Annotated in this window: 21 protein-coding genes; 12 read left to right on the top strand and 9 right to left on the bottom strand. The window is 70.3% G+C overall.

The window, feature by feature from the left end; genetic code table 11:
- Positions 1–3: 3 nt before the first annotated feature.
- Positions 4–681 (bottom strand): MtrAB system response regulator MtrA, encoded by a 678-nt coding sequence (mtrA, locus tag F4561_RS23025; protein WP_184581489.1) that lies wholly within the window; start codon positions 679–681, stop codon positions 4–6.
- Positions 682–1,168: 487 nt separating this feature from the next.
- Between mtrA and F4561_RS23030 the strand changes: the two genes are divergently transcribed.
- The 4 genes from F4561_RS23030 (at position 1,169) to F4561_RS23045 (ending at position 5,480) form a co-directional block, all read left to right on the top strand.
- Positions 1,169–2,464 (top strand): glycerophosphoryl diester phosphodiesterase membrane domain-containing protein, encoded by a 1,296-nt coding sequence (locus F4561_RS23030; RefSeq protein ID WP_246437264.1) that lies wholly within the window; start codon positions 1,169–1,171, stop codon positions 2,462–2,464.
- A complete protein-coding gene (locus F4561_RS34045; protein WP_376773673.1) occupies positions 2,461–3,126 on the top strand; it encodes a DUF4129 domain-containing protein in 666 nt (221 codons plus the stop codon). The genes F4561_RS23030 and F4561_RS34045 overlap by 4 nt, the downstream gene beginning before the upstream one ends.
- Positions 3,123–4,337 (top strand): DUF4350 domain-containing protein, encoded by a 1,215-nt coding sequence (locus F4561_RS23040; protein ID WP_184581491.1) that lies wholly within the window; start codon positions 3,123–3,125, stop codon positions 4,335–4,337. The genes F4561_RS34045 and F4561_RS23040 overlap by 4 nt, the downstream gene beginning before the upstream one ends.
- A gap of 162 nt (positions 4,338–4,499) precedes the next feature.
- Complete coding sequence (locus F4561_RS23045) at positions 4,500–5,480, top strand: AAA family ATPase (protein WP_184584062.1); 981 nt, start codon at positions 4,500–4,502, stop codon at positions 5,478–5,480.
- 30 nt (positions 5,481–5,510) lie between these two features.
- Here the strand turns inward: F4561_RS23045 and F4561_RS23050 are convergent, their stop codons facing one another.
- A complete protein-coding gene (locus tag F4561_RS23050) occupies positions 5,511–5,888 on the bottom strand; it encodes a hypothetical protein (RefSeq protein WP_184581493.1) in 378 nt (125 codons plus the stop codon).
- Positions 5,889–6,009: 121 nt separating this feature from the next.
- Positions 6,010–6,570 (bottom strand): ATP-binding protein, encoded by a 561-nt coding sequence (locus tag F4561_RS23055; protein WP_184581495.1) that lies wholly within the window; start codon positions 6,568–6,570, stop codon positions 6,010–6,012.
- Positions 6,571–6,796: 226 nt separating this feature from the next.
- On the opposite strand from F4561_RS23055, the gene F4561_RS23060 reads away from it, so the two are divergent.
- Positions 6,797–7,660, top strand: coding sequence for a helix-turn-helix domain-containing protein (locus F4561_RS23060; protein ID WP_184581497.1), 864 nt, complete (start codon positions 6,797–6,799; stop codon positions 7,658–7,660).
- Positions 7,657–7,974 (top strand): DUF397 domain-containing protein, encoded by a 318-nt coding sequence (locus F4561_RS23065; RefSeq protein ID WP_184581499.1) that lies wholly within the window; start codon positions 7,657–7,659, stop codon positions 7,972–7,974. The genes F4561_RS23060 and F4561_RS23065 overlap by 4 nt, the downstream gene beginning before the upstream one ends.
- Before the next feature lie 1,066 nt (positions 7,975–9,040).
- Here the strand turns inward: F4561_RS23065 and F4561_RS34050 are convergent.
- The 4 genes from F4561_RS34050 to F4561_RS23085 all read right to left on the bottom strand — a co-directional run bounded on the left by F4561_RS34050 (position 9,041) and on the right by F4561_RS23085 (position 12,037).
- The gene (locus F4561_RS34050) at positions 9,041–9,616 is read right to left on the bottom strand and encodes a DUF6879 family protein (RefSeq protein ID WP_376773701.1); all 576 of its coding nucleotides are present in this window, start codon (positions 9,614–9,616) and stop codon (positions 9,041–9,043) included.
- Positions 9,617–9,643: 27 nt separating this feature from the next.
- Positions 9,644–9,913 (bottom strand): hypothetical protein, encoded by a 270-nt coding sequence (locus tag F4561_RS23075; protein WP_184581503.1) that lies wholly within the window; start codon positions 9,911–9,913, stop codon positions 9,644–9,646.
- Between the two features lie 259 nt (positions 9,914–10,172).
- Positions 10,173–10,859 carry a DsbA family oxidoreductase gene (locus F4561_RS23080; RefSeq protein WP_184581510.1) on the bottom strand — a complete coding sequence of 229 codons (687 nt, stop codon included), beginning with the start codon at positions 10,857–10,859 and terminating at the stop codon, positions 10,173–10,175.
- A 191-nt stretch (positions 10,860–11,050) separates the two neighbouring features.
- Entirely contained in the window at positions 11,051–12,037 is a 987-nt protein-coding gene (locus F4561_RS23085) for a DMT family transporter (RefSeq protein ID WP_184581512.1), read from the bottom strand.
- 108 nt (positions 12,038–12,145) lie between these two features.
- On the opposite strand from F4561_RS23085, the gene F4561_RS23090 reads away from it, so the two are divergent.
- The 5 genes from F4561_RS23090 to F4561_RS23110 all read left to right on the top strand — a co-directional run bounded on the left by F4561_RS23090 (position 12,146) and on the right by F4561_RS23110 (position 17,441).
- Entirely contained in the window at positions 12,146–12,772 is a 627-nt protein-coding gene (locus tag F4561_RS23090; RefSeq protein WP_184581514.1) for a TetR/AcrR family transcriptional regulator, read from the top strand.
- 311 nt (positions 12,773–13,083) lie between these two features.
- On the top strand, positions 13,084–14,385 hold the full coding sequence (locus tag F4561_RS23095) for a DUF58 domain-containing protein (RefSeq protein WP_184581516.1): 1,302 nt from the start codon (positions 13,084–13,086) through the stop codon (positions 14,383–14,385).
- 677 nt (positions 14,386–15,062) lie between these two features.
- A complete protein-coding gene (locus F4561_RS23100; RefSeq protein WP_312885470.1) occupies positions 15,063–16,463 on the top strand; it encodes a hypothetical protein in 1,401 nt (466 codons plus the stop codon).
- On the top strand, positions 16,439–16,990 hold the full coding sequence (locus tag F4561_RS23105; RefSeq protein ID WP_184581520.1) for a hypothetical protein: 552 nt from the start codon (positions 16,439–16,441) through the stop codon (positions 16,988–16,990). The genes F4561_RS23100 and F4561_RS23105 overlap by 25 nt, the downstream gene beginning before the upstream one ends.
- A 31-nt stretch (positions 16,991–17,021) precedes the next feature.
- Positions 17,022–17,441, top strand: a complete 420-nt coding sequence (locus F4561_RS23110; RefSeq protein WP_184581522.1) for a hypothetical protein — start codon at positions 17,022–17,024, stop codon at positions 17,439–17,441.
- Positions 17,442–17,452: 11 nt separating this feature from the next.
- On the opposite strand, the gene F4561_RS23115 is transcribed toward F4561_RS23110, so the two are convergent.
- Positions 17,453–18,448, bottom strand: a complete 996-nt coding sequence (locus tag F4561_RS23115; RefSeq protein ID WP_184581524.1) for a stage II sporulation protein M — start codon at positions 18,446–18,448, stop codon at positions 17,453–17,455.
- A gap of 98 nt (positions 18,449–18,546) precedes the next feature.
- Here F4561_RS23115 and F4561_RS23120 point away from each other — a divergent pair, with 98 nt between their 5' ends.
- Positions 18,547–19,371: an RDD family protein gene (locus F4561_RS23120; RefSeq protein WP_184581526.1), complete on the top strand. Its 825-nt coding sequence runs from the start codon at positions 18,547–18,549 to the stop codon at positions 19,369–19,371.
- On the opposite strand, the gene ahcY is transcribed toward F4561_RS23120, so the two are convergent.
- Positions 19,353–20,612, bottom strand: coding sequence for an adenosylhomocysteinase (ahcY, locus tag F4561_RS23125; RefSeq protein ID WP_184581528.1), 1,260 nt, complete (start codon positions 20,610–20,612; stop codon positions 19,353–19,355). The two genes, F4561_RS23120 and ahcY, sit on opposite strands and share 19 nt — an antisense overlap.
- Positions 20,613–20,616 lie beyond the last annotated feature (4 nt).

Raw genomic sequence — 20,616 nt, forward strand, 5'->3', positions numbered from 1 at the left:
CCTTCAGGCGGTCCCGGCCTTGTATCCGACGCCGCGGACGGTAACGACGACCTCCGGATGCTCGGGGTCCTTCTCGATCTTCGCGCGCAGCCGCTGGACGTGCACGTTCACCAGGCGGGTGTCAGCGGCGTGCCGGTAGCCCCACACCTGTTCGAGCAGCACCTCGCGGGTGAACACCTGCCGCGGCTTGCGGGCCAGCGCGACGAGGAGGTCGAACTCCAGCGGCGTGAGGCTGATCGGCTCGCCGTCGCGGCGGATCGAGTGCCCGGCGACGTCGATGGTGATGTCGCCGATCTGCAGGATCTCGGGTGCCGGTTCCTCGGTGCGGCGCAGCCGCACGCGCACCCGCGCCACCAGCTCCTTCGGCTTGAACGGCTTGACGATGTAGTCGTCGGCGCCGGACTCCAGCCCGAGGACGACGTCGACGGTGTCGGCCTTAGCGGTGAGCATGACGATCGGCACCCCGGACTCCGTCCGGATCTGGCGGCAGACGTCAATGCCGTCAGCGCCGGGCAGCATCAGGTCCAGCAGCACCAGATCGGGCTTGGTCTCGCGGAAGGCATCCATGGCCTTGTCGCCGTCGTGCACGAACGATGGTTCGAAGCCTTCGCCTCTGAGGACAATGCCCAACATTTCGGCGAGAGCGAGGTCGTCATCGACGACCAGTACGCGTCCCTTCATCGATGTCTCCGGCACCGGTACGCATCGAGGTGCGGATGCGGATAACGGCGCCTTCTCCTTTCCGGACACTCAAGCGGAAAACTTCGATCTCACTCCTGCCGGGTCGCCCCCCGCGTGGGAGTGCTTCCTCCCACCCAACCCTGTCACTACCATGCACCGCCAGGCGCGTGGCCAGCCCTGTTCGGCCGCATGGATGGTGGCACCGGCCCCTGCGCTCTCGGCTGCCTCCTCGCCGGTTTCCTCACGAAATACCCTGCCGCCTGGACCGCTATCCCGTCCAGAGCCAATACTTGGCCACGCATGATGACAGTCGGTTGGTATCCGAAAGCATACAAAACCGATGAAGTGTACCGGCGTACCGATTACCGGCGAATACCCTCGTGTGCGCGGCCCCACCCAACTGTGGGGCCATCTGGCATAGCGTATGTAACGCCACGGCGGCCGTACACCGTCCGCCGGAAATCGGCTGAGGGACGACGGAGGATCGATGACGCACGAGCACGGTCACGCCTCGGGCGGTCCGGGCGAGGCCCACGAGCCCGGCAGCGGCCAGGAGCCCGCCAACCCGGCGTCCCCGCCGCCGGCTCAGGGCGCCCCATGGGTGGCGCCCGGACAACACGAGTCGTCCACCCCGCCGCCCTCGTTCGCCCCGCCCGGCCAGGCCAGCGGGCAGCCGCCGCCGTACGACCCCGCGCGAGCGGGCTGGTCCGGGCCCTACGGGGCCGGCCACGTTATGGGGCCGCGGCCCGGCGTCATCCCGCTGCGGCCGCTCAACATGAGTGAGATTCTCAACGGAGCGTTCAACTACGTCCGGCACAACGCCAAGGCGGTGCTGGGGCTGTCGTTCATCCTCACCGGGATCGCCAGTGTGGTGACCTCGATCGGCATGGGCGGCTACATGGGCGACTACGGCTCGTGGATCGGCCGGATGCTGAACGATCCCAGCGCGGCCGACATCGACACCCTGCCGGTCGCCCCGTGGACCATCATCACGATGTACGGCGGCGCGCTCTTCGCCTACATCGGCCAGATCGTGCTGACCGGCCTGCTGGCGGCGGTGGTGGGGCTGGCCGTGCTCGGCCGCAAGCTCACCATGAAGGAGGCCATGGAGGCGGTGCGGGGCCGCATGGGCGCGTTGTTCGGGGTCGCCGGCCTGCTCTTCCTCATCGGCCTGGGCTACACCACCCTGCTCGCCGTGTTCCTCGGGACCGCGTTCGCCGTCGGGTACTTCGTCGGGGTGCTCCCCGGGGTCATCATCGGGGCGTCCGGCATCGCCGCGACCATCGTGGTGAGCGTGTGGATCTGGGTGCGGACCTCGCTGGCCATGCCGGTCACCATCCTGGAACGCGTCGGCCCGGGCCGCTCCCTGGCCCGGTCGTGGCGGCTCACCCAGCGAAGCTGGTGGCGGGTCTTCGGGCTCCTGTTCCTGTCCGTGCTCATCGCCAGCATCGTGGCCAACCTGCTGACCACCCCGTTCGCACTCATCGGGGCGGTCGTACCGGTCTTCTCGCCGGGCGCGTTCTGGGCCTACGTGGTCAGCACCGCGTCCTCCTACGTCGGGACCGTACTCGCCGCTGCGCTCAGCGTGCCGTTCGTGATCGGCGTGACCACACTGCTCTACGTCGACCTGCGCATGCGGCGCGAGGGCCTCGACCTCCGGATGCAGACCGCGACGCAGTCGGGTGAGGCGCTGGGGGCCGAGGTCTACCTGCCCGACACGGAAGGCACCCCCGCGTACCCCGACGCGCAGTACGGCGGCCAGGTCTCCGGGAACCCGATGTGACGGCACCACTCAGCAGCGCGGTCCCCCTCGCGGCGGCCGCCCCGGCCATCGTCGACCGGGACGAAGGGGTCCGCCACGCCCGCGACGAGCTGTCCGACCGGATCTACCAGAACGCGGAACCCGGCCTGGTCGAGCGGATCCTCATCCGGGTCGGCGAGTGGGTCGACTGGCTGAGCCAGCAGGTGAGCAACGCGCTCCCCGGCGGCTCGCTGGTGCTCGGCCTGCTGCTGGGGCTGCTGCTCGCGCTCCTGGCCGGGCTGCTCGTCTACGCCCGGCCGGCCCGGCGGGCCAAGCGGCGCCGCGCGGTGTTCGCCGCCGACTCGCCCCGCACCGCCGCCGACCACCGCACCGCGGCCGAGGAGCACGCAGCGGCCGGCGAGTACGCGGAAGCCATCCGGGAACGCCTGCGCGCGATCACCCGGGACCTGGAGGAGCGCGCCATCATCACGCCGCGGCCCGGGCGTACCGCGACCGAGCTGGCCACCGACGCGTCCGCCGCACTGCCGGCGCGGCGCGAGGCGCTGCACCGCGCCGCCGCACTGTTCAACGACGTCGTCTACGGCGACCGCCCGGCCACCGCCGACGACGCGCACCTGCTGCGTGAGCTGGACGACCAGCTTCGCGTAACCCAGCCAGTGGGCAATGGGGGGTCGACCGCATGACCACGACCGCTCCCCCTCCCACACGGACCGGGCCGAGTGGCCCGTCCCCGGTGACTCCGGGCCCCGGTGACCTCTGGCGCCGGGTACGCGGACCACTGGCGTTCCTCGGCGGGCTCGTCGTCGTCGCGGTGGTGCTGTCGCTGGGCGCGGAACAGACCAACGAAGGGCTGCTGGACCCCGAAGGCGCCAACCCCCAGGGCACCCGCGCCCTGGTGCAGATCCTGCAGGAGCGCGGGGCCGACGTCACGATCGCGCGCAACACAGAGGACGCCCGCACCGCCGGCTCGGACGACGACACGGTCGTGGTCCTCGCGCAGTCGCACCGGCTGCTCCCCGAAGAGCTCGACCAGCTCGCCGCCACGCGCGGCGACCTGGTCCTGATCCAGCCCACCACGCAGGCGCTCAACGCACTCGCGCCGGGCGTGCGCGTGGCCGACCGCACCGACGACCCGGGCGCCACCCTGAGCCCCCAGTGCGACCTGCCTGGGGCGCGCGCCGCGGGCGACGCAGAGACCGGCGGCGAGCTGTACACCGCCAGCGAGGACGCGGGGGCCGGCGGGTCCGCCCCGGTGTCCTGTTACCCGTCCGGCGACGGGGCGGCGCTGGTCCAGGTGCCGCGCGGCGACGGCGGCACCACGACGGTCCTCGGCACCGGCGTACCGCTCACCAACGAGCGGCTGGCCACCGAGGGCAACGCCGCACTCGGGCTGAACCTGGTGGGCGAGCACGACGCGGTGTGGTTCCTGCCCGACGTACCCACCCAGGCCGAGCAGGCCCAACTGTGGGAGCTGATCCCCCGCGCGTTCTACCTGGCCCTGGCGCCGCTTGGGGCGACCCTGCTGCTTCTCGCGCTGTGGCGCGGGCGCCGGCTGGGCCCGCTGGTCACCGAGCGGCTCCCGGTGGTCGTGCGCTCCTCCGAGACCACCGAAGGCCGGGCCCGGCTCTACGCCTCGCGCCGCGCGCGGGACCGCGCGGCCGTGGCGCTGCGCTCCGGAGTCATCGAGCGGGTGCGCCCCGCGCTGGGGCTCGGCCCCGACGCGTCGCCCGAGTCCGTGGTCACGGGGGTAGCGGAGCGCACCGGCGACAACCCGGCGCGGCTCAGGGAGCTACTTTACGGTGACGCCGCCGAGGAGGGCGCTGACGTGCCCGACGACGCCGCCCTGGTCCGGCTCGCCGACGACCTCGACGCGCTGGAGGACCGGCTGCGATGACCCCGGCGTACCCGCCCCTCGCCCCAACGCCCGAAACGAACGCCGCCCCCGGCCCGGGGTGCGGCACCAGACAAGGACGCGGCGCCGCCCGGCTCGTACGCCCCGGCGCCCGCGCCGCCAGACGCCCCGACGAACGCCTGATGAGAGAGGTAAGTGCCTGACGTGACCGCCACCACCCACGATCAGCCCTCCGCCGAGGAGGCGCGGGCCGCGCTGACCGCGCTGCGCGACGAGGTCGCCAAGGCCGTGGTCGGCCAGGACGAGACCGTGACCGGCCTGGTCGTCGCCCTGCTGACCCGCGGCCACGTCCTCATGGAGGGCGTGCCCGGTGTCGCCAAGACGCTGCTGGTGCGGGCGCTCGCGGCCGCGCTCTCGCTGGACCACAAGCGCACCCAGTTCACCCCGGACCTGATGCCGGGCGACATCACCGGCTCGCTGGTGTACGACGCCCGTTCGGCGAAGTTCGAGTTCTACGAGGGGCCGGTTTTCACCAACCTGTTCCTGGCCGACGAGATCAACCGGACCCCGCCGAAGACGCAGGCCGCGCTGCTGGAGGCGATGGAGGAGCGGCAGGTGAGCGTCGAGGGCCGGCCCACGCCACTGGCCGACCCGTTCGTGGTCGTCGCGACGCAGAACCCCGTCGAGTACGAGGGCACCTACCCGCTGCCGGAGGCGCAGCTCGACCGGTTCCTGCTGGAGCTGGTGGTGCCGCTGCCGGGACGGGACGAGGAGGTCGGGATGCTCACCCGGCACGCCGAGGGGTTCGACCCGGGCGACCTGCGGGCCGCCGGGGTGCGGCCGGTGGCCGGTGCGGCCGAGCTGCGCGCGGCCCGAGAGGCCGTCGCCACCACCCGGATCGCCCCCGAGGTGCTGGAGTACGTCGTCGACATCTGCCGGGCGACCCGGCAGTCGCCGTCGCTGCAGCTCGGCGCCTCACCGCGGGGCGCGACGGCGCTGCTGCGCACCAGCCGCGCCTGGGCGTGGCTGGCGGGGCGCGAGTACGTCACTCCTGACGACGTGAAGGCCCTCGCCAAGCCCACGCTGCGGCACCGGGTCACCCTGCGCCCCGAGGCCGAGCTGGAGGGGGCCAGCGCCAGCGGAATCATCGACGGCGTGCTGGCGTCGGTTCCGGTGCCGCAGTGATGCCGCACTGACGGTGCCGCGGGCGCGGTGTCACGCGGGCACGGCTGCCATCGGGCCGGTGGTGGTTACCCGCGGCGGGCCTTGGGGGCCGCCGCCGCGGGCGGGGCGCCAGAGGCCCAGCAGCAGGGTGTCGATGTCGGGAGCCTCGATGAGGCCGGCGGGGGCGGCGGCCCAGTAGGACTGGGTGGCCTCGCCGAACCAGACGACCACACCGGGATGACGGGCCTGAACCGCGGCGGCCGTGCGGTGCTCGGCGACGAACTCGGCGGTGTGCCCGCGCAGCCGCGGCTGGCGGGCCGCGCGCCGGGTTCGGCAGTCGGGGTGGGCGCACGCCGGGCACGGGTCGTTGTCCACAACCTGTGGGTCGGACGTGCCCGTGGGGCAGGTGGCTGGGATAGTCTCCGGCACTGATTCCATTCCGTTCTCGCTAGACGAGTTATGGGATCTGGGCCCGGGAGGTGGGGTTAGCACCTCCCGGGCCGTTCTGCGTTCGGGGGCCGGTGGCTCGCTACCGGGCGGGGGCATCGGGTCAGGCGGTGTTCCACTCGCTTCCGGTCAGCCCGAAGTCCAGGTAGAACCACACGTGCCGGTGGTCGGCGAACCCGTTGTCGCCCCAGGAGGTGGCGAACGCGTCCACCAGGTGCAACCCGCGCCCGGTATCGGCGTCGGGTTCCAGACCGGAGGGGTCGGTGGCGAGGTACTCGCGGTTCGAGCCCCGGCGCCGCGCGGAATCCGGACTGCCGGAGTCGCGACAGGTCAGGGTCAGCCCTTCGGCGGAGCGGTCAACACGCAGCGTGTAGCAACCGCCGGGCTCCCCCGAGCGCGAGTGCCGGATGGCGTTCCCGGCGAGTTCGCTGCCCAGCAGCGCGAACACGTAGCGGTACTCGTTGTCCTGCCCGGCCGTGCAGCCACTCAAAAAGGCACGCACCAGCGGAAACAACACAGGATCCCCCCAGAAGTGAAAGGCCCGTCGAGTGAAGGTCATGGGCTCGGCGTCAGAGTCGAAGTAGTGCTTCTTCCGCCACGGGACAACCAACCCGAGCGGGATCGTAACAGAGGGTAGCTGATCGAGGGCGCTGTGACCGGACATACGGACTCCTTGACTGTGCACAGAAGACGTACGGAGGGACAGGGAGACAGACGGCGCCCGTGATTTCGGTCCATTCCCCGGACAAGGCGACGGGCGACCAGTAGCGTGACCGCGTGGATTCGCACCGAAACAGCGGTTACCAGCTACACACCAAGAGTAACTCGACATTGTCGAGAGTCAACCAAAAACTCGACATTGTCGAGAAAATCTCGCTAGACTCCCGCTCATGCGCAACCCATACAGCCCAACACTGCGGCTCCGTCGGCTCGCCACCGAACTGAAACAAGGCCGCGAACACGCCAACCTCACCGTCGCCCAGGCCGGCACAGCGCTGGGCTGGACGGCTTCCAAAATCAGCAAGATCGAGACAACCGAGACCAAGCGGATCAATCCGGGCGACCTTGACAAGCTGATGGACCTCTACGAGATCACCGACCCTGACAAGCGACGGGCCATGCACGCGCTGGCGCGCGATGCCAAGGAGCGCGGGTGGTGGTCGAAGTATCGCGAGGTCTTCGGAGACCAGGCGCTGCCGGACTTCGAGGCCGAGGCGTCAGCCATCCGAAGCTTCGAAGGACTGGTGATTCCGGGCCTCCTCCAGACCCCGGAGTACGCCGAAGCTCTCTTCCAGGGAGGTCGGTACACCGGTCCTGAGGACATCGAACGCCGCGTACAGGCTCGGATCTCGCGACGCGAGATCCTGACCAGGTTCGACCCTGTATGGCTACGTGTGGTGATGGACGAGGCGGCGCTCCGCCGGATGATCGGCGGCCCCAGGACCATGGCGGCCCAGATGCGCCACCTTCTCTACATGGCCCAACTACCCAACATCGACATTCAGTTGCTCCCGTTCGACGTGGGCTCCCACGCGGCCCTCGTCGCCCCGTTCAGCATCCTGGAGTTTCCCGACCCTCTCAATGCTCCGATCGTCCATGTGGGAACCGTGACTGATTCAGTATTCTTTGAGCAACCTGGAGACGTTGAGCGTTATAACGCGACATTCGGCGATATCCAGGGCACAGCTATAAGCACCTCGCAGACCGCGACGTTCATCGACGACCTAGCCAGATCCCTAGAGAGCACGCCATGACCGACGAGTTGGTTTTCCGGAAGAGCAGCTACAGCGGACAGGAGCCGAACTGCGTCGAAGTGGCCCACCTCCCCCCACAGTTCCGGAAAAGCAGCTACAGCGGCGCCAGCCAGAACTGCCTGGAGGTGGCCCCCGTCCCCTCATCGTTCACCAAGAGCAGCTACAGCGCTCAAGGGCAGGACTGCGTAGAGGTCGCCCCCCTCTCCCCCGGGGCCGCCCTTCGCGACTCGAAGCGCCCGAACGCCGGGCACCTCGCCTTCCCCGCCGCCGAGTGGGACGCCTTCCTCACCGCCGCCCGCGCCGGGGAGCTGTAACCCGCCCCACCCGCCCACCCCATCTGCGCCGACGCTTCTTGAGGAAATCGGCCCTTCACAGCGAGTCGAGTTTCGGGATTTTCGGTGTGTCGGCGCGAGTGCCCTCAGATGGGGGTACGTTTGTCCGGTGCTGGCCGCAAATGGTGGCGCACCCAACGAGAGCAGCGACGACAGCGGATGGGCCGGGCTGGCGGATATCGGTGCGGGTACCCGGTGGTGGGTTTCCAACGGGGCGGCGAGGACGGCGGTGGGCCAGCCCCGGGTGATCGGTACTGATGCCCGATGGTGGCGCGCCCGACGACCCGGGGACCTGGCCCGTGACTGGGGCCCATCGGTCGTGGCTATGACACCAGGTTTCGGGCGAAACGCGGCGAACCGGGCAGGCGTAGGTGCGGGTTTCGCAGCGAGAGTGACCGTGCGGACATGTTCAGCGCCGAGAATGTCCTCTCGGTCATCCTCGATGTGGTCCGTCGCCGAGAATGTCCCCACAGTCACTCTCGCTGCGGCCCGCCGCCGGGTGGGAGCACTGGCACACCCCCGGAGGCGGATTCCGGCCATCCGACGCCGTCGCTGCCCCCGTTGGGTGCGTCACCATCGGGCACCCGCAGCGATCACCGCGGGCTGGCCCACCCGCCATCGTCGCTGCTTTCGTCGCGTGCGCAACCATCGGGCACCCGCAGCGATCACCGCGGGCTGACTCATCCGCCGTCCTCGCTGCCCTCGTCGGACGCGTCACCACGCACCCACCGCGGCGATCGACACCAACCCGGGCGTCCTCTCACCCCACCCCACAACACCGAAACTCCAGCAACGAGAATGACACCGATTTCCGCAAGATCGGCGAGGTTGTTATCCCGCTCCGAGGATCTCCGCAAGCCAATAGGCCGCTCACGAAGTCGGGGAAATCCCCGGGAAGCTGACGAGGTGTCGGGGGCGTGGAACTTCTGGGCCGTGAAAATGCACCCCGCCCATGACCTCGCCGGCTTGGACCGCCTGCCCGGATACACCCCCGATTCGGGATCGGACCAAGCGCCGCGGGCTCCCGCTACCGGCTTCGGACGGGGTGTCACTCGCCATTGGGCGGATCGAGGCCAGCCACGTAGCGCTCGAAGTACTCCGGCAGTGGCGTTCCCCCACCGTGGAGCCGAACGATCTCGTCACGGCATGCGGCGATCAGCTCGGCGTCCGAGTGCGCGACGGCACCGCACAGGATCCCGTCGTCGGTGTAGAGGATCCGGTACATGGTGTCGTTGCCGACAGTGAGGATCTCCGGCAGTTCCTCGTCATCCTCGAACCGCGCGACCTGGTCGGCTGTCCCGACTCTGATGTCCTCGCCGTGCCCGTGGCGGATGCGAAGGGAGTGGAACTCCCACTGGAGATAGGGGGTTAGAGGCCACTCAGCGATCCGAAGGCGGCGAACCCTGACGCCGAGCTCCGCGAGCGCGCCGAGTTCGTTCTGAACGGACGGGCCAGCCGCATCGAGAGCACGCAGTGCCTCCTCCCAGGCGCCGCGCGCGAACGCCGACCAGCTCTTGCTCTCCGGTTGGCGGAAATGCTGCCGACGTTCGAGTTTCCAGACACCACCAGAACGCGCACGATCGAGGCGCGCCTCAAAGTGGTCGAGATAGGTTTCCAGTTCCAGCCGCTCCCCGGCAGAGACGCTATGCGCTCAAGCATCAGGAACATCAGGGTTTACGGAGATCAGAACATTGCGGGGGATGACGACCAAGCGTTCATCGCTGTCGATCTTCACATCATCCGGAAGATCGACCTCGTACCTCGCAGTAAGGTCACCTCCGATGACGGCGATATCGCCGTTGTCAAGCTCCCATACATCCGGACAACCGCTGATCTTGTCGGTGTTTCCGAGTTCACTGGGCGATTTTCCGAGTCGGCGCTTCAAGGACGCGGATTCGTCTGCTTCCCACGGACGTGCCATGTGCGTTCCCCACAACTCGCGGAAACCTCATAGTAACGCAGCGCACCATTCTCGACCACTGTCTTAGAGCTGCGCTGAGGTGGTGAGGATACTGGGGCGGTCGCCATAAGGGCACTGCTTTCGCCAGACGTGTAACGGCACGCGGTCCTTCAATCAACTCATCTAGCCACACCGAGTCCGCGGGGAACACCTCGATCCCGAACCACCCGGGTTCCGGTGCCCTGGCGCCGGGTCCCGGGCGAGAGTCCACCGGCCGCGGTCAGGACACGGCGCGGCGAAGGAGGTCCCGGTAAACGTCGGGGTCATCGGAGGCGACAACGGGCCAGCCGGTTCCGTAGTCGCCCGCCCAGCCGACGTCGATACCGGGGTTGGCGTGGTCGCTGCCGTCTGGCAGGAACAGGTGCGGGCTGCAGTTGACGCGGTCCGTGGCCGAGACCCTGGCCTGCTCGGAAAGGGTTCGGCGGGCACGGCCGTCATCGAGTGCGGCGGCGATGTGGTCGGGGTCGACGCCGTCCGCGGTGGCCGCGGCCTCCAGGATGACCGCCCGGTTCGCGATGCAGCGCGACTCGGCCCAGAAGGCCCTGCGTAGGGCGAGGTCGAGCCCTTCGGACGCGCGCAGGCCCTGCTCCTTGGCGGCCTGTACCGCCTCCAGGGCGGGCAGCGTCGTCGACGGGTACAGCCAGTCCGGAGACCGCCACATCTGCCAGCCCGCGTCCGGTTCGAGGGAGGCGATGCCGCCTACCTCGCTGTCAGTGCCCGAGCGTGGGCTCGGGGCGTGGTTGAGCAGCTCCAGAGGAAAGGCGCGGTGGTCGAAGGCGACCTCGTCCACCAAGCCCAATGCGCGGCGTGCGGCGTGCAGCCGGTGGACGGCCACGTGGGCGAACGAGCACCAGATATCGGAGAAGACGACGATGGTGCCCGATGGCGGCGTCAGGTCGTTGGTCATGGCGGCCCCCAAAGTTGTGGGTGTTCTGAACGGGAAATCCTGGAGCCAGGACGGTGGAGTGCGGCTGATGGCGTGTCCGCCTTTGGCGGCTCTGGCCGCCCCTCCGGGCCAGAGCCCGGGGATGGACAGCTACGAAGGGCGGGGTTTGGGGTCCGTGGGCGGCCCATAGGGCCCACGGATGGTGGCTCCGGTCAGAGAAGCTGGATGGCGAAGGCGCCGGCGACGAGCAGCACCAGCCCGATGACCCGCGCCGAGGTCAGCGAGCGCCGAGGGAGGCGGAAGAGGCCGAACTGGTCGATGGCGGCCGAGGTGAGCTGCTGGCCGCTGACGGTCAGCGCGATGGTCACGGCGGCCCCGACAACGGGGATGAGCAGGAACGTGCCGGTGACGTAGCCGACCGCGCAGGCGGCACCCAGCCAGCCCCACCACGGCATGCGGCCCAGCGGTTCCATCCTGGGTCGCGGAGTCCGGTGCGTGGCGAGCAGTACCACCAGGGCCGCGGTGATGGCCAGGGTGGCCACGATGAAGCTGACGGAGGCCACGGCCAGCGGGTCTCCCAGGACCTCGCGCAACTGGGCGTTGACCGCGCCCTGTGCCGGCAGGACCCCGCCCGCGGCCAGGCCGAGGAGCGGCCAGCCGAGCCTCCCGGGAGAGAATCCCTGGTGGTCCTCCAGCGCGACGGCCGCGCCTCCGCCACCCGGCGCGGCCGGCACCGGTACGGAGGCGGCGGCACGGCTCTGGGCGCGCACGATCACGACGATCCCGATCAGTACAGCGAGGCCGCCCGCCGCCATGCCCGGGGACAGCGGCCGCTGTTCGACGCCCAGGGCACCGCTCAGGTCCAGGGCGACCGAGGCGAACATCTGCCCCGAAACGAACAGCCCCACGGTGGTGACCGCGCCCAGCCGGGGGATGAGCAGGATTCCGCTGGTGATGTAGAAGGGGCTGGCCAGGCCACCCAGCAGGTGCCACCACTGTGCGTCCGCCACACCGGCGAGATCAGTGCCCGCTCCCGCGAACAGGCTCAGCACCAAAAGCAGACCGGTGGCCAGGGCCAACTGGAGGGCCGACGCGCCGAATGGGGTGCCGACGGCCTTGTTGAGCTGTTGGTTCACCGAGGCCTGTACGGCCAGCAGGCAGCCGATCAGCAGTGCCGCCGCGAGCAGTGCGGTTTGCATGACTCTCTCCTCGACGATCTCCGGACACGATGTCCGGTTAACCACAATATTTAGCATGTATATGGGCACAGTGTCCATTTGATCGCCGAGTGGAGTACGATCGTGGGCATGGAAGACGGTGACCCCACCCCCGTGCACCAGGTCACTACGCGGCCTGACGCGACTCCCCATCCGGAGGGCTCCGGCGAGCGCGCCGACGCCGCGCTCAACCGCTCGCGCATCCTGGCCGCGGCCGAGCGCCTCTTCGCCGAGAACGACCCCCGGACCGTCACCATGCGGGACATCGCGAGGGAGGCGGGCGTCGGCCGCGCCACGCTGTACCGGCGCTATCCGGACACGGGGTCGGTGGCCGTCGCCCTGCTCGACGAGCACGAGCGGCGCCTCCAGGAGGCGATCATGCACGGGCCGCCCCCGCTCGGACCCGGCGCGCCGCCCGCTGAGCGCCTGGCCGCCTTCTACACCGCGACCGTCGACCTTCTGGACCGCCACCTGCCGCTGGCGCTTGGCGCTGAAACCGGGCACAAGCGCTTCGCCACCGGCGCCTACACCTTCTGGCGCGCCCATGTCGGCACGTTGCTCGCAGAGGTACCGGGAGCCGACCGCGAGGCTCTGGCAGACCAGCTCCTCGCTCCCCTCGACCCCGACCTCTTCGCCCACCAGCGCGACACCATCGGGATGACTACCGAACGCATGTCGCGCGCACTCTCCTGGACGGCACACCGCCTACTGGGGTGAGGCGGCCCGGCGCCGCCCCCCCCGCACGCGGGCCCGATTCCAACCCGAGCGCGCTCCCCCTCGCGCTCCAGCGCCCGGCCACTGACCGTGCTCCGAGACAGCCAGCCCTATCCGGAAACACGGACCGCTCTCCCCTCCCCGGCCAACCGCCGCCCATTGGTCCCGCCCATCCCCGGCCTGGCGATCAGCGCTTCACGGGCGGGTAGATTGCTGCCCAGGCCGGGCGAGCCGCCCGGGGCCTTCTCGGCCCCCTCCTGATCTGTCTCGCCCGCCCAGCGCACATGAGGTCGTGACGAGACGAGGTGGGACTGTTGGCGGTCACAGGCCGGGCGGTGTTCGCCGGGTTCGCCGGTGCACTCGTGGTGCTCATCGCCGGATCCGCGGGAACGTGGGTCCTCTGGACGGTGCTCGCCGCCCTCGCCGCCGCGATCGCCGCGGACCTGGTCTGTGCCCCCAGCCCGCGGAACATCACCTTCGACCGCGACGGGGACACCTCGGTTCGGCTCGGCGAGACCGCCACTCTGACCCTGACCGTCGCCAACCCCGCCCGGCGCACACTGCGCGGCGTGCTCCGCGACGCATGGGCGCCGAGCGCCGGCGCCCTGCCCGCAGCCCACCCCGTCTCCATCCCCGGCGGGGAACGCCGCCGGGTCACGACCCACCTCACCCCGCAGCGGCGCGGCGACCTGCACGCGTCCGGCGTCACGGTGCGCAGCGTCGGGCCGCTGGGGTTGGCCGCCCGGCAGTGCACGCACAACGTTGCGTGGACCGTCCGCTCGCTCCCGCCGTTCCACAGCCGCCGGCACCTGCCGGGCAAACTCGCCCGGCTGCGGGAGCTCGACGGCCAACACAGCGCGCTGGTGCGCGGCCAGGGCAGTGAGTTCGACTCGCTCCGGGAGTACGTGCCGGGCGACGACGTCCGCTCGATCGACTGGCGCGCCACCGCACGCCGCGACTCGGTCGTTGTCCGCACCTGGCGCCCCGAACGGGACCGCCGCATCCTGCTGGTGCTCGACACCGGCCGGACCTCGGCTGGCCGGGTGGGCGACACCCCCCGGCTCGACCACGCGATGGACGCCGCACTGCTGCTGGCCGCCCTTGCCGTGAAGGCCGGCGACCGGGTGGACCTGCTCGGTTACGACCGCCGGGTGCGCGCCCGCGTCCGCAGCCACGGGCGCGGCAGCACGGTTCCCTCGATCGTCCAGGCGATGGCGCCGCTGGAGCCGGAGCTGGTGGAGTCCGACTCCGCCGGGCTGGTCTCCACCATCCTTGGCGGGCACAGCCGCAACAGGCAGCTCGTCGTACTGCTCACCGACCTGAACGCCACGGCCATGGAAGAGGGACTGCTCCCCATGCTTCCCTCCCTGACCGCGCGGCACCTGCTGCTGGTCGCCGCCGTGGGCGACCCGCAGGTCACCGAGATGGCCGCGGAACGCGGCGACGCCCGTTCCGTCTACCGCGCCGCGGCGGCCGAGCGCACCGCCTCCGACCGGCGCCGGATCACCACCGAGCTGCGCCGGTACGGTGCCGAGGTCGTCGACGCCGACCCGGAGCACATCGCCCCCGCCCTGGCCGACGCCTATATCGCGCTCAAGGCCCAGGGCCGGCTCTAGAACGACCGGGCACCGCCTGCGGCCGGCTCAGGGACCGGCCACGTGTCCGGGCCGCGGACCAGCGCCGGCACCACCGATGCCCGCCCGTTTCGGACGAGGGTGGGCCGCTCCGGCGGCCGCGGTGGACGCGGCGGTCCGACGCGGCACCGGGTGGCCGCACCTCGTACGCCGGGGGCCGCGGCGGCGACCGGAACCGCCGCCAACCGCGCCGCCCTCACGCCGGTGACATTTCGGCGAACACCACCCAACAAGAAGTGGGTTACCGAATGGCCGGAAGTAGAATCCCACTCTGATCGGGTTCGGTGCTCCTGGCGCGCGCGGTGACAATCGGGCGAACAATGTGCGACCGCGATCGCGCTGCCGAATTGCCGATTGCCGAAACGGTCCCTATCGGCGTGGGCCCGCCCGACCCCTCGGGCTTGGCATTCACCCGATTCACCTGCTGAGACCCGCCTCCAGTCCGTCCACAACCTCCCTTGCGGGCCCACGTTTGGGCCCGGGTGGCCCGCTTCTCCTGGGCCTATTCCACCCCCCTGGCCGTGCTTAGCCTCAGAACCGCTCTGGAGTAGTTTGGTCGGACCGAGGGGGAACTGGTGCTCTGCAGCCGTCGGGATCCACGCGGTGACTCCGGGGCCTCTTTCACGGAATACGCGGCGGTAATTATTCTCGTCGGAAGCGTGGTTGCCGCGACATTGACCTTGGGGCTACCGGAGCGCACCGCCGCGATGATCGAGGACGCCCTTTGCCGAATCGCCAGCGTCGCCCCCGGCGAGAGCGGTGACTGCGAATCGCCGTCCTCGGCGGACGACGAGAACAGCGCCGACGACCAGGACTTCACCCCGCCCCGCTGCGAGGCGTACCAGGTCCAGGACCGCGCTGGGTACTCCCTCTACATCGGCATTTTCAAGTTCGGCGAGGAGTACGCCTTCGCGGAGCAGCAGATGGCCGACGGCACCTACCGGCTCACACTCGTCCCGCAGAATGTCGAGCTCGGTGTGGAGGGCAAGGCATTCCAGCTCAAGGGCAGTGCCGGGGACGAGTACAAGCTGGGTGCCGAGGCCAAGATCGGCGGCTACCTCAAGGCATCGGTCGGAGACACCTGGATCTTCGACAGTGAAGAGGAAGCGGACAGCTTCCGGGACGACATCGTCGAGAACCAGACGGCCGAGCAGGCCATGCGGAGCCCCGGTGGGGGCCTCGGCACGGCGATCTACTACTGGATGAACCCGCCGCCGGAGATCCCCGACCCGGGGCTCACCACGGTCACCGGCCAACTGGAGTTCGGAGGCGTCGCGAATGGGGGTGTCGACCTGAAACCGCCCGGGGTGGAAACCCCCATTGACATCGGCACCGGCTTGAACGCCCGGATCAAGTTCAGTGACCAGGTCGCCCACCGCACCGACACTCGCGACCCGGACAACCCGCTGACCGCGACCACGTACCAGTTCAGCGGGCAGGGCGCCGTTGGCGGGGAGGTGGCCGGAAAGGGCGGCCAGGCACAAGGCGAACTGTCCGGCGCGGTACGCATCGCCCGCAACGAGGCGGATGAGCCGGTCGAGATCGTGTACGTCACCACCGTCGAGCACGGGCTGGCCAGCAGGGACCGCTACGGCGGCAAGTACGACAAGAACAAGGGCGGCGCCAAGGACAAGGACGGCGAGAGCACCGTGTACGAGACCCGCACCACCCTGAAGCTGGACACCCCCGAGGAACGCGCGATCGCCGAGGAGTACATCCAGCAGGAGGGAGCGGACGGGCTGCTCGGCGGCTCCGCGCTCGCCTTCAGCCAAGTGTTCTCCGACGAGGACGCCCTGCTCACCGAACCGGAGAACGGCGACGAGTTCGAGCAACTGATGTACGAGCAGGCGACGGTGTCCAACATCGTCCAGGACAAGACCACCGACATCAACACCTACGGGGGAAAGGTGGCCCTCGGGCTGGGCCTTGGCGCCAAAATCGGTACGGAGTCCAGCGAGCAGCGCACCGTCGAGTCGCAGCAGCTCGGAGCACCCGACCCCGAGAGCGGCGTCCGCGAGTTCGAGGAGTACGAGGAATGCCTGGCCGAGTCGCACGAGTGAACGGGTTCACGCGCGTACTGCTGGCGGTCACCGCCCTCACGAGTGTGGCCGCGTGCATGGGCACGCCCGATCCGCTGGTCAACGGTTACCCCCTGGCGCTGGACCCTCCTCCGGAATGGGTGGAGGTGCCCGAGGACCGCCAGGATCCGGACGAGGTGGACGCCCCCGTCATCTACGCGGCCCAGCCCGAGAAGACCCCCGAGGACGCCGCCCTCGTGGTCCAGGTCTTCTTCGGCCAGGCCAGCTCCGTACCGCACGCGATCAATCTCGCCGACGGGACGCGGCACGAGAGCGGGCAGAACTACGAGCGCGCGGAACCTACCGAGCTGGACGTCGACGGAGCCGAGGACGCCCGCCGGCTCGACTACACCTACACCTGTCCCGACTCCGACACCGCCTGTTCCGGAACGGCTTTCGCGCTGCTGGCCGAGGAGGACCTGTACGTGGTGCGGGTGAGCATGCGGGAGGACGCCGTCGCCCCGGAGACGGTCGAGCGGCTCGCGGAGTCCCTCGAACTCACCGGGTAGGTCCGCAGGGCCACAGGGAAGGGAACGCGGATTGCGCACAGCAGGCTGGACAACAGCAATCATCGCCGGCGGGTGGTTGGGCACCATGGTCGGCTACGTCCTCACCTTCGCGGTACTCACCGCCGTCCGATCGCCAGAGCTGGGCCCGGACGGCACCGTCGAGGAGCAGGCCTCGGGCATGTCCACGGTGATGGTGTTCCTGGCCCATACGGCGATCGTCGGCACGATGGTGGGGAGCGGCGCGGTCCTCGCGGTCGGACGGGCCGGGCTCGGCCGGCTAACGGCCGCGGTGGTCGCCGCCCTCGGTCCGCTGGCCCTCATCGCCACGGGGATGCTGCTCCTGTACTTCCGTTCCGGCATCACCCTGGAGGTAATGCTGTGGGATTCCGCGGCGGCGATCGCGGGAACGGCGCTGGGAATCTACCTTGGTGCCGCCAGGCGCAGGCCCTGAGGACGTAGCGCTCACCCCGCCACCGGGGCGGCCTCCGGGCGCCGGAGGATGTCGCCCGTCTCGCCGTCGCGGTGGGCCGCGCGGCCGAGGGTGTAGACGTAGGTCAGGAACAGCACCTCGGCCACGACCCCGATACCGATACGCAGCCAGGTGGTGTGCACCCACCCGGTGACGAACCCCTCGATCAGCCCGGAGATGAACAGCACCAGTACCAGGCCCAGCGCGACCGCGATGGCCGGGCGCGCTTCCTCGGCGAGGGCCCGCACCCGGGGGCGCGGCCCGGGCGCGATGATGGTCCAGCCGAGCTTCAGCCCGACGCCGGCGGCGACGAACACCGCGGTCAGTTCGAGGAGCCCGTGCGGCAGGATCAGGCCGAAGAAGATGTCGCCCTTGCCGTTCGCGAACATCATTCCGGCGGCGGCGCCCAGGTTCGCCGCGTTTATCGCGAGGACGACGAGCGTGGGCACGCAGAGGAACACCCCGTAGATGAGGGCCTGCGCGGCTACCCACGCGTTGTTCGTCCACACCTGGGCGGCGAAGGAGGCCCCCGGATGCTCCACGTAGTAGTTGGCGAAATCGTGCTCGACGTAGGCCCGGATCTCCTCCGGCGTGCCCAGGGCCGCCAGCGCGGCGGGGTCCAGGACCAGCCAGACCGCCACGACCGTGGCAAGTGCCAGGGAGCCGGCAGCGGCCCAGATCCACCACCACCGGAGCCGGTACAGCACGGCGGGGAAGATCCGGGTGAAGAACCGGACCACGTCGCGCCACGCGGGCTCGTGCGCGCCCGAGACCGCCGATCGTGCCCGCGCCACCAGCCCGGACAGCCATCCGGCGAGTGCCGGGTCCTGACCGGAGGAGCGGACGACCGAGAGGTGGGTGGAGACCCGCTGGTACAGCTCAACGAGCTCGTCCACCTCGGCCCCGGTGAGCCGGCGGCGCCGGCGCACCAACTGCTGCAGGCGGTTCCAGTCACTGCGGTGCGCGGCGGCGTAAACGTCGAGATCCACGCACAGGACTCTACCGACACCGCCCGTGGCGGTGGTCCCTCCGGAGTGCTGCCAAACTGGAGGGTGGCAGCGCGACAATACGGAAGCGACCGGGAGCGATGACGGTGACACATCCGGGCGGCGGAGCCTACGGCGACCAGTCCTCCGTGGTCACGGGGGACGCCGTTGTACTGGACCTGCGCCCGGCCGGGTTCGCCACCCGGATGGTCGCGCTGGCGTTCGACCTGGTCCTGCAGCTCATCCTGCTGTACCTGGCCAACCAGGTGGCCCTGCGGGTCGGCGCCGACCTGGACACCGCGGTGATGGCGGCCGTGGTCGTCGGCAGCATGGTGCTGGTTGTCGTGGGTTACCCGACCGCTTTCGAGACCCTCACGCGCGGCCGTTCCCTCGGCAAGCTCGTCATGGGGCTGCGCGTGGTCGGCACCGACGGCTCTCCGGAACAGTTCCGCCAGGCGCTCGCGCGGGGCTTGTGCGCCGCGGTGGAGATCTGGGCGGTCTGGGGCGTCGTCGCCCTGATCAGCTCGATGATCAACCGTGACGGCAGGCGGATCGGCGACTTCGTGGCCGGCACCCTGGTGGTCGAGGAGCGCTCGGGGCGCAAGCCCAAGGAGGCCGTCCCGATGCCGCCGCAGCTCGCCGAGTGGGCGGCGGCGGCCGAGATGTCCGCGCTCACCCCGGACACGGTCGCGATGGCGCGCCAGTACGTGCTGCGCTACTCCGAGCTCACCGAGCAGGCGCGCCGCGATATGGGGGAGCGGATCGCCGGCCTGGTGTCGGCCTCGGTCAGCCCTCCCCCGCCGGAGGGCACGCCGCCGGTCGGCTACCTCGCCGCCGTTCTGGCCGAACGCCGCCGCCGCGAGGAGGAGAAGGCGGCCCGGAGGCAGGAGCAACGGGGCGGTCCGCCTCACTCCCGCCAGGAGTGAAGGTACTCCTCCTGCTCGGGTGTGAGGTGGTCGATGCCAACCCCGAGCGCCTCCAGTTCCAGGCGCGCGACCTCGTTGTCGATCTCCTCGGGAACATCCAGCACACCCGGGGCGAGGCTGCTGTGCTGGCCCACGAGCCAGGCAACGGTCAGCGCCTGCACCGAGAACGACATGTCCATCACCGCCGCCGGGTGGCCTTCGGCCGCTCCGAGGTTGAGCAGCCGCCCCTCGGCGAGTAGGACGATGCGGCGGCCGTCAGCGAGCACGTACTCGTCGCTCTGCGGGCGCACCTCTCGCACCTCGACCGCGAGGGACTCCAGCGCCGGCAGGTCGATCTCGACGTCGAAGTGCCCGGAGTTCGCGAGGACCGCACCGTCCTTGAGCTGGGCGATGTGCTCAGCGCGGATCACGTCGCGGTTTCCTGTCACGGTCACCAGCACGTCACCCTCGGCGGCGGCCTGCTCCATGGGGAGAACGGTGTACCCCTGCATCACCGCGTCCAGCGCCTTGACCGGGTCGACCTCGGTGACGATGACCCGGGCGCCCATCCCCCGGGCCCGTTCGGCCAACCCGCGGCCGCAGTAGCCGAAGCCCGCGACGACCACGGTCCGGCCGGCGAGCATCGCGTTCGTGGCGCGCATGATGCCGTCGATCGTGGACTGCCCGGTCCCGTAGCGGTTGTCGAACATCCGCTTGGTGGCGGTGTCGTTCACCGCGACCATGGGCAGCTTCAGCGCGCCCTCGCGCTCCATCTGGCGGAGCCGGATCACCCCGGTGGTGGTCTGCTCGCAGCCACCGGTGAGCCCGGACAGCAGCTCCGGCCGCTCCCGGTGGACGATGTTCACCAGGTCGCACCCGTCGTCAAGGAGGATGTGCGGGGACCCCTCCAGGACCGCGGCGAGGTTGCGGTCGTAGCTGGCCTGGTCCATCCCCGCTCGCGCGTACACCGCCACCCCGTACTCGGCCGCCAGCGCGGCGGCCGTGTCGTCCTGGGTGGACAGCGGGTTGGACGCGGCCAGCGCGATCTCGGCGCCGCCGGCACGCAACGTGCGCATGGCGTTCGCGGTCTCGGCCGTGACGTGCATGCACGCGGCGACCCGCACGCCCGTCAGCGGCTGCTCCGCGACGAAGCGCTCCCGGATCCGGCGCAGCGCGGGCATGGCGCGCTCGGCCCAGTCGACGCGGCGGACCCCGGCCTGAGCCAGGCCGAGGTCCGCGACGTCATTCGGTGGTACTGCCATATGC

The organism is Lipingzhangella halophila (assembly GCF_014203805.1).
Taxonomy (GTDB): Bacteria; Actinomycetota; Actinomycetes; order Streptosporangiales; family Streptosporangiaceae; genus Lipingzhangella; species Lipingzhangella halophila.

Coding starts and splice junctions, on each gene's coding strand:
- F4561_RS23080 (WP_184581510.1), bottom strand. CDS start 10,859: ATGACCAACGACCTGACGCCGCCATCGGGCACCATCGTCGTCTTCTCC.
- F4561_RS23075 (WP_184581503.1), bottom strand. CDS start 9,913: ATGGCACGTCCGTGGGAAGCAGACGAATCCGCGTCCTTGAAGCGCCGA.
- F4561_RS23030 (WP_246437264.1), top strand. CDS start 1,169: ATGACGCACGAGCACGGTCACGCCTCGGGCGGTCCGGGCGAGGCCCAC.
- F4561_RS23085 (WP_184581512.1), bottom strand. CDS start 12,037: ATGCAAACCGCACTGCTCGCGGCGGCACTGCTGATCGGCTGCCTGCTG.
- F4561_RS23120 (WP_184581526.1), top strand. CDS start 18,547: ATGACGGTGACACATCCGGGCGGCGGAGCCTACGGCGACCAGTCCTCC.
- F4561_RS23040 (WP_184581491.1), top strand. CDS start 3,123: ATGACCACGACCGCTCCCCCTCCCACACGGACCGGGCCGAGTGGCCCG.
- F4561_RS23065 (WP_184581499.1), top strand. CDS start 7,657: ATGACCGACGAGTTGGTTTTCCGGAAGAGCAGCTACAGCGGACAGGAG.
- F4561_RS23105 (WP_184581520.1), top strand. CDS start 16,439: ATGCCTGGCCGAGTCGCACGAGTGAACGGGTTCACGCGCGTACTGCTG.
- F4561_RS23055 (WP_184581495.1), bottom strand. CDS start 6,570: ATGTCCGGTCACAGCGCCCTCGATCAGCTACCCTCTGTTACGATCCCG.
- F4561_RS23090 (WP_184581514.1), top strand. CDS start 12,146: ATGGAAGACGGTGACCCCACCCCCGTGCACCAGGTCACTACGCGGCCT.
- mtrA (WP_184581489.1), bottom strand. CDS start 681: ATGAAGGGACGCGTACTGGTCGTCGATGACGACCTCGCTCTCGCCGAA.
- ahcY (WP_184581528.1), bottom strand. CDS start 20,612: ATGGCAGTACCACCGAATGACGTCGCGGACCTCGGCCTGGCTCAGGCC.
- F4561_RS23060 (WP_184581497.1), top strand. CDS start 6,797: ATGCGCAACCCATACAGCCCAACACTGCGGCTCCGTCGGCTCGCCACC.